This window comes from Acinetobacter sp. FDAARGOS_558 (assembly GCF_003937785.1).
GTDB classification, from domain to species: domain Bacteria; phylum Pseudomonadota; class Gammaproteobacteria; order Pseudomonadales; family Moraxellaceae; genus Acinetobacter; species Acinetobacter baumannii.
Genome location: NZ_RKJH01000001.1, coordinates 893,006 through 907,641, shown reverse-complemented (window position 1 = coordinate 907,641; position 14,636 = coordinate 893,006). Strand labels below are relative to the sequence as shown.

Annotated in this window: 16 protein-coding genes; 5 read left to right on the top strand and 11 right to left on the bottom strand. The window is 38.8% G+C overall.

Going from position 1 to position 14,636, the window contains the following annotated elements:
• Positions 1-906 carry a 50S ribosomal protein L11 methyltransferase gene (gene prmA, locus EGT34_RS04420; RefSeq protein ID WP_000871703.1) on the bottom strand — a complete coding sequence of 302 codons (906 nt, stop codon included), beginning with the start codon at positions 904-906 and terminating at the stop codon, positions 1-3.
• 156 nt (positions 907-1,062) lie between these two features.
• Positions 1,063-1,293, bottom strand: a complete 231-nt coding sequence (locus tag EGT34_RS04415) for a hypothetical protein (protein ID WP_000859008.1) — start codon at positions 1,291-1,293, stop codon at positions 1,063-1,065.
• Between the two features lie 232 nt (positions 1,294-1,525).
• Here EGT34_RS04415 and mnmG point away from each other — a divergent pair, with 232 nt between their 5' ends.
• A complete protein-coding gene (gene mnmG, locus EGT34_RS04410; protein WP_000559182.1) occupies positions 1,526-3,406 on the top strand; it encodes a tRNA uridine-5-carboxymethylaminomethyl(34) synthesis enzyme MnmG in 1,881 nt (626 codons plus the stop codon).
• 388 nt (positions 3,407-3,794) lie between these two features.
• Here the strand turns inward: mnmG and EGT34_RS21110 are convergent, their stop codons facing one another.
• Positions 3,795-4,802, bottom strand: a complete 1,008-nt coding sequence (locus tag EGT34_RS21110) for a helix-turn-helix transcriptional regulator (RefSeq protein WP_000117148.1) — start codon at positions 4,800-4,802, stop codon at positions 3,795-3,797.
• 225 nt (positions 4,803-5,027) lie between these two features.
• Between EGT34_RS21110 and EGT34_RS04400 the strand changes: the two genes are divergently transcribed.
• The 4 genes from EGT34_RS04400 to EGT34_RS04385 are packed head-to-tail and all read left to right on the top strand — an operon-like array spanning position 5,028 to position 8,730.
• Complete coding sequence (locus EGT34_RS04400) at positions 5,028-6,578, top strand: circularly permuted type 2 ATP-grasp protein (protein ID WP_001295019.1); 1,551 nt, start codon at positions 5,028-5,030, stop codon at positions 6,576-6,578.
• Between the two features lie 22 nt (positions 6,579-6,600).
• Positions 6,601-7,197 (top strand): alpha-E domain-containing protein, encoded by a 597-nt coding sequence (locus tag EGT34_RS04395; RefSeq protein WP_000243516.1) that lies wholly within the window; start codon positions 6,601-6,603, stop codon positions 7,195-7,197.
• Positions 7,198-7,199: 2 nt separating this feature from the next.
• A complete protein-coding gene (locus tag EGT34_RS04390; RefSeq protein ID WP_000772592.1) occupies positions 7,200-7,979 on the top strand; it encodes a transglutaminase family protein in 780 nt (259 codons plus the stop codon).
• Positions 7,980-7,995: 16 nt separating this feature from the next.
• The gene (locus EGT34_RS04385) at positions 7,996-8,730 is read left to right on the top strand and encodes a proteasome-type protease (RefSeq protein ID WP_024437185.1); all 735 of its coding nucleotides are present in this window, start codon (positions 7,996-7,998) and stop codon (positions 8,728-8,730) included.
• A gap of 52 nt (positions 8,731-8,782) precedes the next feature.
• On the opposite strand, the gene alr is transcribed toward EGT34_RS04385, so the two are convergent.
• From alr to cyoC, 8 genes are all read right to left on the bottom strand, one after another.
• Positions 8,783-9,853, bottom strand: a complete 1,071-nt coding sequence (gene alr / locus EGT34_RS04380) for an alanine racemase (RefSeq protein ID WP_001248175.1) — start codon at positions 9,851-9,853, stop codon at positions 8,783-8,785.
• A gap of 32 nt (positions 9,854-9,885) precedes the next feature.
• Positions 9,886-11,331, bottom strand: coding sequence for a replicative DNA helicase (dnaB, locus tag EGT34_RS04375; RefSeq protein ID WP_000075888.1), 1,446 nt, complete (start codon positions 11,329-11,331; stop codon positions 9,886-9,888).
• Positions 11,332-11,531: 200 nt separating this feature from the next.
• Positions 11,532-11,978, bottom strand: a complete 447-nt coding sequence (rplI, locus tag EGT34_RS04370; protein WP_000382591.1) for a 50S ribosomal protein L9 — start codon at positions 11,976-11,978, stop codon at positions 11,532-11,534.
• Between the two features lie 8 nt (positions 11,979-11,986).
• The gene (gene rpsR / locus EGT34_RS04365) at positions 11,987-12,214 is read right to left on the bottom strand and encodes a 30S ribosomal protein S18 (protein ID WP_000090661.1); all 228 of its coding nucleotides are present in this window, start codon (positions 12,212-12,214) and stop codon (positions 11,987-11,989) included.
• Positions 12,215-12,225: 11 nt separating this feature from the next.
• The gene (gene rpsF, locus EGT34_RS04360) at positions 12,226-12,609 is read right to left on the bottom strand and encodes a 30S ribosomal protein S6 (RefSeq protein ID WP_001216679.1); all 384 of its coding nucleotides are present in this window, start codon (positions 12,607-12,609) and stop codon (positions 12,226-12,228) included.
• A gap of 184 nt (positions 12,610-12,793) precedes the next feature.
• A complete protein-coding gene (cyoE, locus tag EGT34_RS04355) occupies positions 12,794-13,672 on the bottom strand; it encodes a heme o synthase (protein WP_000915320.1) in 879 nt (292 codons plus the stop codon).
• Between the two features lie 10 nt (positions 13,673-13,682).
• Positions 13,683-14,012: a cytochrome o ubiquinol oxidase subunit IV gene (locus tag EGT34_RS04350; protein ID WP_000094534.1), complete on the bottom strand. Its 330-nt coding sequence runs from the start codon at positions 14,010-14,012 to the stop codon at positions 13,683-13,685.
• A complete protein-coding gene (cyoC, locus tag EGT34_RS04345) occupies positions 14,012-14,632 on the bottom strand; it encodes a cytochrome o ubiquinol oxidase subunit III (RefSeq protein WP_000852577.1) in 621 nt (206 codons plus the stop codon). The genes EGT34_RS04350 and cyoC overlap by 1 nt, the downstream gene beginning before the upstream one ends.
• Positions 14,633-14,636 lie beyond the last annotated feature (4 nt).

Below are 14,636 nucleotides of genomic sequence, written 5' to 3'. Positions count from 1 at the left end.
TCAATTTGTTGTTTTACGTTTTCCTGAAATGCGGCACCAGTTTTCTTCGCGCTTTTCGACATCTAATATATCAAAAAATTCAGAATAAACACCTGAAACATCAGCAACTTGCTCTTCGATTACACCAGCAAGTGCGAAATCACCATCAGATTTAAGTAATTTTGCAAACTCTGGCGCAAGTGCCATTAAAGGACCCGCTAAAATATTTGCTACTAAAACATCTGCTTGTTGAGGTTTGAATTCTTGATCAAACTCTTCAGGAAGACCTACATATAAACGGTCTAATACACCATTGAGTTCTGCATTTTGTTTAGTTGCTAAAACTGCTTGTGGGTCGATGTCTGTCGCATAGACTTTCTTAGCGCCTAATAATAAAGCTGCAACACCTAAAATGCCTGAGCCACAGCCATAATCAATCACGATCTTATCTTTAACATCAGTTTTACCTAACCATTGTAAGCATAAGAAAGTACTTGCATGATTACCTGTACCAAAAGCAAGGCCTGGGTCAAGCTTAATATTTGTAGCATCTGCTTCTGGTGGCTCTAACCATTCAGGAACAATCCAGAATTTTTCCCCGATCTGAATTGGCTCATAATAATCCATCCATGCGCGTTCCCAAACTTGATCTTCAAGTTCTTCATGACGCATCGGCACATCTGGAAGTTGTGCTTTTAAGAAAGCTTCTAAAGTATCAACATCAATTGGGTCTTGTTCGTCTTGTTGGTAAATACCAGTAACAATGACTTTGTTCCAGAGTGGTGTTTCACCTGGTAATGGTTCCAGTAAAGCCTGATCTTCGGCGTCATCCAAAGTTACGCTTACCGCACCTAGAGACATTAAAAGTGTTTCTGTGAATTCAACTTGTTCTTGATCAACGGTAATGTGTATTTGTAACCACTTCACGAAAAGGACCTAAAATTTTATTTAAAGGCATATTGTAGCTGACTAGAGTAGTTTAAAAAAGAAAACGGCCCATCTTTAATGGACCGCTTTTTAAAAATGATGATGTGATATAGAAGAATATAAAACGATTTCTCTATATCTTAAGTCAAAACTGTATTAAGGAGCAGGGGCCTTGAATTGTAATTTGCCATTTTCGTTCGGCTGGCAAGTACCATTAAAGGTTACACCGTTGTGATTGTAAGAAACCCATTCACCTTGCTGTTTTTTTGCACATACTCGAATTTGTTTTTGAGTTTCGGCTTTGCTCGTGTCAGCAGCGTGTGTAAAAGTGACGCCTGAAAAACAAATTAGAGATGCTGTTAAGATTTTCAACATGGTCGTTTTCATTTTGTGTTCCTTCTAGTTGCGTTAATTTTAAAGTCATAGAAGTGCTGTACGTTTTTTATTCTAAAATGAAAAAGTTTTAAAAACATTCACTTTGTATTGAATTCATGAAACAAAATGTCAAAACATGTGGCTTACCGTAAATCATGTCACGACAATTTTGTAATTATGTACATCTATAAGCAGATAATTTTGCTATAATGTTCCGTCTTTTTTTTCTGGTGTTTTTGTACTCATGCACTATCCTAAAGTTTATGATGTTATCGTTATCGGTGGCGGTCACGCAGGTACGGAAGCGGCGCTTGCTGCTGCGCGTATGGGACGACAGACTTTGCTTTTGACCCATAACATTGAGACTTTGGGTCAGATGAGCTGTAACCCAGCAATTGGTGGCATTGGTAAGTCGCACTTAGTTCGTGAAATTGATGCGCTTGGCGGTGCAATGGCTTTAGCTGCCGATAAAGGCGGTATTCAATTCCGTATTTTAAACTCGCGTAAAGGTGCAGCAGTACGTGCAACGCGTGCTCAGGCTGACCGTGTTCGCTATAAAGCTGCGATTCGTGAGACCTTAGAAAACCAAGCAAATCTTGATATTTTCCAACAGGCGGCTGATGACCTGATTGTTGAAGGCGATACAGTTAAGGGTGTTGTGACCCAAATGGGTATCCGCTTTGATGCAAAAACTGTTGTGTTAACTACTGGTACATTCTTGGGCGGTGTTATTCACGTTGGTTTAGAGAAATCAAGCGGCGGTCGTGCTGGTGATCCTCCTTCTATTGCTCTTGCTCAGCGTCTTCGTGAATTGAAATTACCGGTAGGCCGTTTAAAAACAGGTACACCTCCACGTATTGATGCACGTTCAGTTGATTTTTCTGTTATGACACCACAACCAGGCGACTTCCCGTCTCCGGTAATGTCGTTCATGGGTGATGTATCTATGCACCCAGAACAAGTGAACTGCTATATCACGCATACTAACGAAAAAACTCATGACATTATTCGTGGTGGCTTAGACCGTTCACCAATGTATACCGGTGTTATTGAAGGTGTAGGTCCACGTTACTGTCCTTCAATTGAAGACAAGATTCATCGTTTCTCTGATAAAGACTCACATCAGGTATTTTTAGAGCCAGAAGGCCTAGATACACATGAGCTTTATCCAAATGGTATTTCAACTTCATTACCATTTGATGTTCAGTTTGAGCTTGTACGTTCAATTCGTGGTATGGAAAATGCTCATATCCTACGTCCGGGTTATGCAATCGAATATGACTATTTCAATCCACAAGCATTGAAATTTACCCTAGAAACCAAAGCAATTAACGGTTTGTATTTTGCTGGGCAAATTAATGGTACTACCGGTTATGAAGAAGCGGGTGCTCAAGGTTTGCTTGCAGGCTTGAATGCTGCACGCCGTGCATGGGAACAAGAAGAATGGACACCTAAACGTGACCAAGCTTATATGGGTGTATTGGTTGACGACTTGATTACCCTAGGTACGAAAGAGCCATACCGTATGTTCACTTCACGTGCGGAATATCGTTTGATGTTACGTGAAGATAATGCCGATCAACGTTTAACAACTATTGGTCGTGAGCTTGGTTTGGTTGATGATGTTCGTTGGGCGGCTTATTGCGAAAAAATGGAAGCAGTTGAGCGCGAAACATCACGTTTACAACATTTATGGGCGGCACCTAACAACCCAATGGGTAAAAAGTTTGTTGAAATGACAGGTGCTGACTTAAGTAAAGAATGTAGTGCGATTGACTTGCTTAAACGTCCTAATATTAATTTTGGCCAAATTGCGGAACTTACTGGTTCTGACGTATCACAGCAAGTCGGCGAGCAAATTGAAATTGCTGTTAAATATGAAGGTTATATCAACCGTCAGCATGAAGATGTAGCTCAATTAAAACGTCTTGAAGAAACCAAAATTCCTGCTGATTTTGATTATGACGTCGTTTCAGGTTTATCTCGCGAAATTACTCAGAAGTTGAAAACAGTTCGCCCGGAAACATTAGCTCAAGCAAGCCGTATTCCTGGTGTTACCCCAGCTGCTGTTCAGCTTGTAATGATCACGATTCGTAAAAATAATATGACGAAAAAAACGGCTTAATTATTTAAGCGTGTAAAAAAAAGCCCGGTTAAGACTGGGCTTTTTTATTTTCTGATCAAAAAATATATGGAATTTTCCTAAGCATCAAAAGAGATTTTGCATCCTTTTTTTCTTATTTCACAAGTTTTAAAGCGAAAGTTATATTAAATTCACGTTCAAACAAGAGGGCTTTAAACATGACAATGAAATCAATTCGCTACAATGGATATGAAATGGCATGCCAATGCTCATGTTCAACATAGCGCAAAAGAAGAAGCAGATCAGTTTTGGCGGGGGAAAACATATTGATCTGAAAATAAATAAAAGTATAAATGCCAATATAAAATTAAGAAAATTACAATTCAAAATCTAAAGAGAACCATATGGTTCTCTTTTTTATATCTACTGATTATTTGCTATCAGGCTCAATTTCTCGCACAGCATTGTGTACTTGGACTGGCTCAATATGAAGCAGTTTTTTACCAAAACTCCGTAACCACCATACGAGTTGGGATGTAAATGGAACGGTCGCCGTAACTTCGACAATATTTTCTTCAATTGGGGTAATGGTCTGATCTTTACTTAACTGACTTTCATAAAAAGTTTTAGCAGTTTGCTCGGTCATGGTTAAAGTAAGCTGAATAGATTCAGTGGGTTGGTTGTAATCTACTCTGAAACCTAAAGCTCCTGAGTCAATATAATGGTCAATATCGAAATTAACAGGGTGTAAAGCCCGACTTTCTAAAACTTTAGCAGATTTGAATCGGTGCAAGGCAAATGTTTGTACTTCAGTTTTATCATGGCGAGTACAAATTAAGTAAATCACAGCACCTTTTTGGACCAAAGCAAGAGGATTTAAAATATAAGTTTTATCTTCGCCTTGATTTACACGGGCCCGATAGACACACTCAATCTGTTTGTCTTGTAGTAGACCCTCATAAATTGCCTGCTGAGCAGCACGGTCCACTACAGGTGGAATAAGAGGTTGGCTTGCTGGCACAATACGGACACGATTAATCCACTGTCTCACATTATTTTGTGTAGACAGACTACGTTTTGCCAAATCGAACCAAGGCCCCATCTCGTCAAGGAGACTGGGTGGAAGTAAATGTTTGAGATGTTCCTCAACCATCATAAAGGTTACAGCTTGAGAGCTTGTCATATGCGGTAAGCTTTGAATTGGTGCATCTGATTGCCAACGCCAGCCTTGAGGTACAGCTTTATTACTTTCAATTGGAAAACGCTGAGCAATTTGGTTTAAATCACGCTGAATTGTCCTTAAACTGATTTCAATACCTTCACGCTCAAGCATTTCTTGCAATTCTCGAGTTCCGATCCATTTACCGGTAGGAAGGCGAGATAGAATCTGCCATTGGCGATATAAACTATTTGAAGTTTCTTTTTCTGTTACAGACATAAGCGTAATACATCTATATCCAATTGCTTTGGTGTCAACACAATAAAAAAACTTTACAGATTTAGCAAGTTTGTCAGATTCGGTTTATAGCAGCTTTTACAATCAATGTTAAAATTTAGAAGAAAGTTATAACAATGATATTCAATAAGCATTATAGATATATAAGTGGCACTGAAATTGCTTATTTAAAAATGAAATATAGATAAATGATAAGACGAGGTTGCTATGTCAGAACAAGAGAAAGACCTACAAGCCGATATTGATTATTTTTTACAGGAACAGGCGACCAACGCATTACTTAACCAAACTTCGTTTATAGAAAATCTTTCCGTACAGTCGAACCTATTTGAACAACTAAAATCACAGTTTTTTAATGAGATGTTAGATGATGCAACATCTAACGGTGTGGCCTCTAAAAAAATTGAACAATGGCTGAGCATTCGTACTTTGGATGAGTTGAAACAATTAAATGCGGAGGCTAAGCAACATTTTCTCTATCACGGCATTACATTTAACGTATACGGTGATAAGGAAGGAGTGGAGAGAACGATACCTTTTGATCTCATTCCAAGGGTTATTGAAAAAAAACAGTGGGAAAAAATCGCAGCTGGCTGCGCACAGCGAGTTAAAGCGCTCAATTATTTTTTAGATGACATCTATCATGGGCAACATATTTTAAAAGAGCAATTAATTCCGGAAAGTCAGATTATTTGTCATGAGGCTTTTCAGCCCCATATGCTTAAACACACGCTCAAAGGCAAAATTTATTCTCAAATTAGCGGAATAGATATTATTCGTGACAGTGAAGGCGAGTTTTTTGTACTTGAAGATAATTTAAGAACGCCATCTGGCGTATCTTATATGATTGAATGCAGGAATATTAGTCAGCAACTCATGCCTGAGCTCTGCGCTGCTAACAATCTGCAAGGTATTGAACACTATCCAAGCTTATTAAAAGAAATACTTCAAGAAAACTCTGAGGTTGATCAGCCTTTTATTGTGGTCTTAACGCCAGGACGTTTTAACAGTGCTTATTATGAACACGCTTTTTTAGCACGTGAAATGGATGTGCCACTGGTTACCAATCGAGATTTATTTGTAGAAAATGATCAAGTATTTGTAAAAACGATTCGCGGCCGTCAAAAGGTTGATGTGATTTATCGCCGTTTAGATGATGATTTTTTAGACCCACTTGCATTTAGACCTGATAGTGCTTTAGGTGTGGCAGGTTTAATGTCTGCTTATTTACAGAAAAACGTAGTGATTGCCAATGCACCCGGCACTGGAGTAGCTGATGATAAATCGATTTATCCATATGTTGATCAGATGATCCAATATTATTTGGGTGAAACACCAATTTTGAAGAATGTACCTACTTACCAGTGCCGTGAGAAAGAACATCTGGACTATGTACTGGCTCATTTAGATCAATTGGTCATTAAAGAAGCTCAAGGATCGGGTGGATATGGCATGTTAATTGGTCCTAAAGCAAGCTCATGTGAAATTGATGAATTTAGACAAAAACTGCTTGCTACACCGCATGAATATATTGCCCAGCCAACATTGGCTTTATCGGTTGCACCGACTTTAACTACAGCAGGGGTGGCTGAGCGCCACATCGACCTACGCCCGTTTGTACTCAGTTCTCCTTATCGGACCGAAATTGTGCCCGGAGGTTTAACACGAGTAGCCATGCAGGCAGGTTCTTTAGTCGTTAACTCCTCACAAGGAGGAGGTATTAAAGATACATGGGTCGTTGAAACGCTACATTCTTAATGGTTGGTTAAAGAGGAAATTTATGGTTTTACTCAATTCGAGTGCGCACCACATTTATTGGTTGGGTCGTTATTTAATGCGAATTCAATTTGCTGTATCACATTTGCCATTTACAGATGATGCTAAAGCAGCCCAATTTGCAGCAGCATTTGGGCTAGTCATTGATCAAGCAGAATTACTGAATTGCTATATGTTGGATACGAAACAAACATATTCATTACTGAATCAGTTCGCTATTGCTAAAGATAATATTCAAGAGTTAAGAGGAATATTATCTTCAAATGCCTATGCAGAATTAAATCATGCGATTAAGGGAGTCCAAGCTCATCCTGATTCATTAAAGCAGGCTTTAGCGAAATGTAATCAAATACTTGATGCTGAACATGAAGATATAGCGTTATTTCTGCATTTAGGACAAAAGATAGAATTATTTGATATACAACTACGTTTTCAGCAAGACCTTACACAGCTCTTGCAGGAGCTAGAAAAATTACTTCAACAGCTGAATGACTTAGGGTGGAATAAATTAACTCAACCATGGCAATTATTAAAAGATCATCCAAATTGGGAAGCTTATTATAATTTTACCCAGCAGTTGGAATATATGTTCGAGGCATAATTATGAAATTGATGGTTAATCATCAAACGCATTATAACTATACTGAAACTGCTAAAAACAGTATTCAGTATATCAAGATGATGCCTCAAACATCGCTGCATCAACATGTTATGAATTGGGCAATCAGCGTGCCTGGTGACAAGACGCTCAAAAGAGATATTTTTAATAATATTTGGATAACGGCTAGCCAGCGTTATGAGTATCAGCACCTTACTTTTATGGCACAAGGTATTGTAGAGCTTCTAAATACAGAAATAGGAGGAGTAGATGTATCTATACCAATAAATCTATTTCTCCAAAGTACAGAGGCCACTAAATATGATGCTGAAATGTTGGATTTTGCCCAGAGAATTGTAACTGTCAAAGATCGACAACATATTGCTTTGCTCAGTGAAAATATTCTGCAAAAGATGCCATATCAACCGGATAGTACATCTGTTCATACAACGGCTACGCAAGCCTTTCAGGCAGGTCAGGGGGTATGTCAAGATCATGCACATGTTTTAATCGCTATGTGCCGTGCGTTACAATTACCAGCACGTTATGTCTCTGGTTATCTATTTGATCAAAATTCTCCACACCTTGCCAGTCACGCTTGGGCGGAGGTATTTTTAGATAATCAGTGGTATTGTTTTGATGTGAGCAATCAATTGTTTACACCAAAGCATCATATTTATCTTGCTGTTGGTCGGGACTATCTCGATGTTGCGCCCATTAGGGGAGTGCGAGAAAAAGGTGGTACTGAAAATATGATGTCTGTGGTTCAAGTGCTGGCTTGTTGAATGTAAAGAGAACGAAATGACCTATTGTTGTGCGCTGAGATTGGAACAGGGTTTGGTGTTTATAAGTGACACTCGAACTAATGCCGGGGTCGATCATATTTCTGTGTTCCGTAAACTGCATACTTTTGGAGTAACGGGAGAGCGGTTTATTGCCTTGCAAACAGCAGGCAATTTAGCAACTACACAAGCGGTTATCGGGCATTTGCAAAATGCACTTATTTTGCAACAAGAGCCTAATTTATATAGCATTAATACTATGTTTGAGGTGGCTGATCTAGTCGGTAAAACCTTGAAAAGCGTTTTAGAAGATATCAGTTCAGATACCCAAGAACAAATGAATTATGCCTGTAGTATTTTAGTGGGGGGACAAATTAAAGGCGGAGATATGCAGCTTTATAATGTTTATCCGCAAGGCAATTTTATTTGCGCCACCACAGATACGCCTTACTTTCAAATTGGTGAAAGTAAATATGGCAAACCTATTTTAGATCGAGCTTTATATTATGCGATGCCATTAGATGATGCTCTTCGTTGTAGTTTAATTTCATTTGATTCTACATTGCGTTCTAATGTCTCTGTTGGTTTGCCGTTAGATGCATTAGTTTATAGTAAAGATAGTTTTGTGATCCCTATAGGTAAGCGAATTACTGAAGACGATCCATATTTTTCACAAATTAGTCGTCAATGGTCAGATACGTTACGCCGTGGTTTACAGGAAATGCCAAAACCTACAGATGATTATTGGCGCTAAAATTTATTCAAAAAAAATCCAAGCAGTGCTTGGATTTTTTATTTAGTGAACTTTAAGTACCCTGACGGACTGGGCGAGAACTTAGACGGCAAAGTAATTCATAGCCGATTGTGCCATTTGCTTCAGCCACATCATCAACTAAACGGTGATTTCCCCAAAGTTCAATTTGGGTGCCAAGTTTTACTTGAGTATTTGTGACATCAATCGCAATCATATCCATACTTACACGGCCCACAACTGGGCAAAGTTTGCCATCAATAGCGACAAAATTTTGCTTAACATAAGCTCTTGGATAACCATCACCATAGCCAATAGAAACAATGGCGATATCCATAGCCTGTTGAGCACAAAAAGTAGAGCCATAACCTACGTGTTCACCAGCTTCAATATGGTTTAACGCTATTATTTCTGCAGTAAAAGTCATGACAGGTTTCAAATCAAGATCATGCACTGTTTTATCTGCAAAAGGTGAAGCGCCGTAGAGCATAATACCAGGACGTACATAGTCAAAATTTAGTTCTGGCCATTTAAAGATGGCAGCTGAATTACAGCATGATGCTAAAATTGGATCGCAAGTTTTTTTAATATGCAAAAATTGCTGTTTTTGTTGTTCATTTAAAGGGTGGTCTACATCTGCATTTGCAAAATGCATAGCAAGTACACATGTAAAACCTTCAGACTTTAATGTCTTAATCACTTCAATAATTTCTGGGTTTTTAAAACCTAAACGGTTCATACCGCTATTTAATTTAACCCATACTTTTAAGCCTTGGGCAATATATGCTTGTTTGTGTTTAATTAACCATTCAAACTGTTGTTGATGGTGAATGACGCATTCAAATTTTTGTTCAATTGCGACGGGCATTTCATCTTCAGAAAATACCCCTTCAATTAAAGTAACTGGTTGCTCGAAACCAAGTTCACGGATTTCTAATCCTTCTTGTAGGCAGGCTACACCAAAGGCATCTGAGGCATTTAAGGCTGCTAAACAGTCTTTGACTCCATGTCCGTATGCATTGGCCTTTACCATGCTTACGATTTTTGAATTTGCTGCGAGTTGTTTGACACGGTTTAAATTATATTGAAGCGCTTGGCGATCAATATAAACTGTTGCTTGACGCACCCTCATTTACTCCTTTGGGCTAGAGATAGAGTTTATTCTTCATCATCATATTGGCTGTAATACTCAGGAGAGAGATTACTAAAACGAGTATATTGGCCTTCAAAGGCAAGGCGAACAGTACCAATTGGACCATTACGCTGTTTACCGATGATAATTTCTGCGGTGCCTGCTTCTTTCGATTCTTTGTTATAGACTTCATCACGGTAAATAAACATGATTAAGTCGGCATCCTGTTCAATCGCACCAGATTCACGTAAGTCAGACATTACTGGACGTTTATTCGGTCGGTTTTCCAGACTTCGGTTAAGCTGAGATAGTGCAATCACAGGACAGTTCATTTCTTTAGCTAAAGCTTTTAAGCTACGTGAAATTTCCGAGATCTCACCAACACGGTTGTCACCCATGCCCGGAACTTTCATTAACTGTAAATAGTCGACCATGATACAGCCGATTTTACCATCATGCATTTTTGCGATACGTCTAGCTCGGGCACGAACTTCAGTAGGTGGTAGGGCAGAGGAATCATCAATATACAAATGCATTTGTTGAAGTTGCAGAATGGTACCCGTTACTTTAGTCCATTCATCAGCATCCAAATTACCTGAACGTAAATGCCCTTGATGCACTTTACCCATAGCTGAAATTAGACGCATCGCAATTGAGTCTGCTGGCATCTCCATAGAGAAGACGAGAGCTGGGAGTTTATTGTATTGTAAAACACTTTCAACCAAGTTCATGGCAAAAGTAGTTTTACCCATAGATGGACGTGCTGCGACAATAATTAAATCACCCGGTTGCATACCAGAAGTTTTATTATCGAGCTCTAAGAAGCCAGTCGTTAAACCAGTAATATTTCCGTCTAATTTTGAAAGTTCATCAAGTTTACTAATTACATCGGCAGTTACAGAACTAATTGCTTTAGGACCAGAATCTTTTTTATTGTTGTTATGTTGTTCTGCTAAAGAGAAAATACTTGTTTCGGCTAAATCTAAAATTTCACTTACACCTCGACCTTTTGTGTCATAAGCATTTTGTAAAATTTCAGTACTTACCTTAATCATACTGCGTAGTGTAGAAAATTCTTTAATTTTATTCGCATAAGTTTCAAGATTATAGAAACTCGAAGGTGAGTCAGCCATAAGCTGCATCAAATATTCTTCACCGCCAATCGCATCGAGTAAGTTTTGTTTTAAAAGCCAGTCGTTGACCAAAACCGCATCATACGGTGAGTTTTCCTGTGCTAATTTTTCAATTGCACGATAAATATATTTATGACGAGTGGCATAAAAATCATTTTCTTTGAGTAAGTCACTGACTTGTTCAAAAGATTCAGCAACGGTCATCAGCGCAGCAAGTACAGCTTGCTCAATGGCTAAATTGTGTGGGGGAGTGCGAAACTCTTTAAGTTGGCCTGATTCACTCGTCTTATTTTCTGTTGGAGATGAAAGGGTTAAAGAAGTGGCATTCGCCTGAGACATAATTAGACCTGATGATAAAATGTGTACACAAAAAGGGTTTTAAGCCGAGAACTATCTTAAAACAAAACTAAATAAACTACCTAATTAAAAAACCAATTAAACTGAAGAACTGATCAGGAATTAATATATCTAATTTTATTGCTTAAATTTAAGAGATAAAAAAAGAGCATGCGTAAGCATGCTCTTTTTTTGATGAGAAATTACTCAGATACGATAGTAACGAGAACTTCTGCAACAACATCATGGTGCAATTGAATTGCGATGTTGAATTCACCAGTGTGACGAAGCGCACCGTTTGGTAAACGAACTTCTGCACGGTCAACTGTAAGACCAGCATTCGTTAACGCGTCAGCGATGTCACGAGTACCGATAGAACCGAAGAGTTTACCTTCGTCACCAGCTTTAGCAGTGATAACGATGTTAACTTCGTTCAATTGTTCAGCACGTGCTTGAGCAGCAGCTAATACTTCAGCTTCTTGCTTCTCAAGTTCAGCACGACGAGCTTCGAAAGCAGCAGTGTTAGCTTCAGTAGCTGCAACTGCTTTACCTTGAGGGATAAGGAAGTTACGGCCGTAACCAGCTTTAACTGATACTTTATCGCCTAATTTACCAAGGTTCTTAATGCGTTGTAATAAGATAACGTCCACAGATCACCTCACTTATGGTTGTCAGTGTACGGAATCAAAGACAAGTAGCGAGCTTGTTTGATAGCAAGCGCTAATTGACGTTGATAACGAGCTTTAGTACCAGTGATACGGCTAGGAACAATCTTGCCGTTTTCAGTGATGTACTGTTTTAAAGTATCGATATCTTTGTAGTCGATGTACGCAACATTCTCAGCTGTAAAGCGGCAGAACTTGCGACGACGGTAAAAACGTGCCATTGATGTTCTCCTTATTCAGCTTCTTGAGCAACTTGCTGTGCTTCTTCACGTTGAGCTTTACGCGCACGCTTTTCTTCAGCACTCTTAGCAAGCAATGACTCTTCAGTGATTGCGTGTTCACGACGGATGATAAGGTTACGAATGATCGCGTCGTTATAACGGAATAATTCTTCTAACTCATCAAGCGTAGATTGACCACATTCAACATTCATAAGAATGTAGTGCGCTTTGTGAATTTTGTTAATTGGGTAAGCCAATTGACGACGGCCCCAATCTTCTAAACGGTGAATTTGACCATCAGCTTCTTTGATCTGAGAGATATAGCGTTCAACCATACCTACAACTTGATCGCTTTGGTCTGGGTGTACCAAAAGTACGATTTCGTAATGACGCATTGTCAGCTCCTTACGGTTTAAACAGCCCCTAATAAAATTAGAAGCAAGGAGTCATAGCTAAAAATATAAATAGCTACGTCGCAAAAAATGCGAAGGCTGAATTATAGGTAAAAATTAGACTAAAAACAAATCTTTTGATGAGAAATATAAAAGTTATTTGAGAGAGGAGGAAATCCTCCCTTAATTAAAAGAGAGGAAGATTTGGAGCAGGGGATTGATAGGTAAAGCTAAAACTTAAACTTAGCAAAGTAATTAAGATTACTGAGTAAAGGAAAAAGCGTTTAGCCCAAAGTTGGTCGTTTTCGGCTTTAAATCCAATAATTGATAAATAAAACCAGTATGCGGTCAAAGCATTAAAGGTAATCAAGAAAAATACATTGGTATAGCCAAAACAATATAACCCATTCAAAACAGCTGCAAACAACAGGATATAGATTACACATTCAATTTTCGTGCGATAAATGGAACGTGCTACAGGCAAGATAGGAATTCCCGCATTTTTGTAATCATCAAAACGATAAATTGCAATTGCCCAAGAGTGAGGCATTTGCCATAAAGCGTATGCTAAAAACAAAAGCAAGGCTGCCACATCAAATTGATGAGTTACTGCTGTATAACCAATAACAGGAGGGCTCGCTCCGGAGATACTACCAATGACGGTTTGATGGATTGAGGTACGTTTAGTCCACAAACTATAAAAACCGACATAGACAATAAAACCAATCATTGCAAACAAAAATGAGTAGCCATTTACACCAAACCACAAAATGCTAAAACCCATTACTCCGAGTACGAAAGCATATACAAGCGCAACAGTAGGAGAGATGGTTTTTTTAACGAGTGCACGGTTTTGAGTGCGCTGCATCTTTGTATCAATATCTTGATCTATAACATTATTAACCACACAACCTGAAGCAACAACTAATGTTGTTCCAATGAGAGTGAGCAATAATAATAAGATGTCTATAGAGCCTTGGGCGGCTAAGAAGAAGCCGCCCAAGGTGGTAATGAAATTACCGAAGAGAATTCCTGGTTTAGTCAGGAATAAATACTTTTTCAACATGACAATCAGTTTAGATCATCATATTGTAGTGAAGGTAATTCATAATCCACACAGAACCGATTAAAAGTACAGCGATACATAGGATTGTGTAGATAAATGCAATCATATTCCAACGTTGTTCAGATGATGTATTCATGTGTAAGAAGTACACAAGTTGTACAAGAACCTGAGCAACGGCAGTGATTGCAATCACTGTAACCAAAAGACCGCGGCTGAAACCACCCGCCATCACCATCCCGAATGGGATGATGGTAAGGATGACAGAAAGAATAAAGCCAACAGTGTATTGCTTAAAGTTACCGTGTGACGCACCAGCAGCATTATGCTCATGACTACTCATTAGAGAACTCCCAGTAAGTAAACGACGCTGAATACACAGATCCAAACGATGTCAAGGAAGTGCCAGAACAAGCTTAAGCAAGCAAGACGACGTGTATTCGGTAAAGTCAAACCTTTAGTTTTGATTTGATACATCAGTACCAACATCCACACTAAACCAGAAGTTACGTGGATACCGTGCGTACCTACCAAAGTAAAGAACGATGATAAGAAAGCACTGTGTGTTGGACCATGACCTTCTTCTACAAGGTGATGGAATTCATAGAGTTCCATCCCGATGAAGGTTGCACCAAAAAGGAATGTAATAAATAACCAAGTGATCACTTGATTTACATTCTTTTTATAAGATGCAAGTACCGCAAAACCGAAAGTCACCGATGAAATCAATAAGGCAAATGTTTCAGTTAACACGTAGCCTAATGATTCATGGAACAGGTCATATGCACTTGGAGTTCCTGGTGGAACATGACTGCTTAATACAGCGAACGCAATGAAGAGTGATCCGAAAAGAATCAAGTCACTCATCAAGTATGTCCAGAAACCAAAGACCGTTAAGTCAGTATCATCATGTTCATGATGACCATCATGGCCGTGGTTGTCGTGATGAAGTACTTCAGCCATTTCC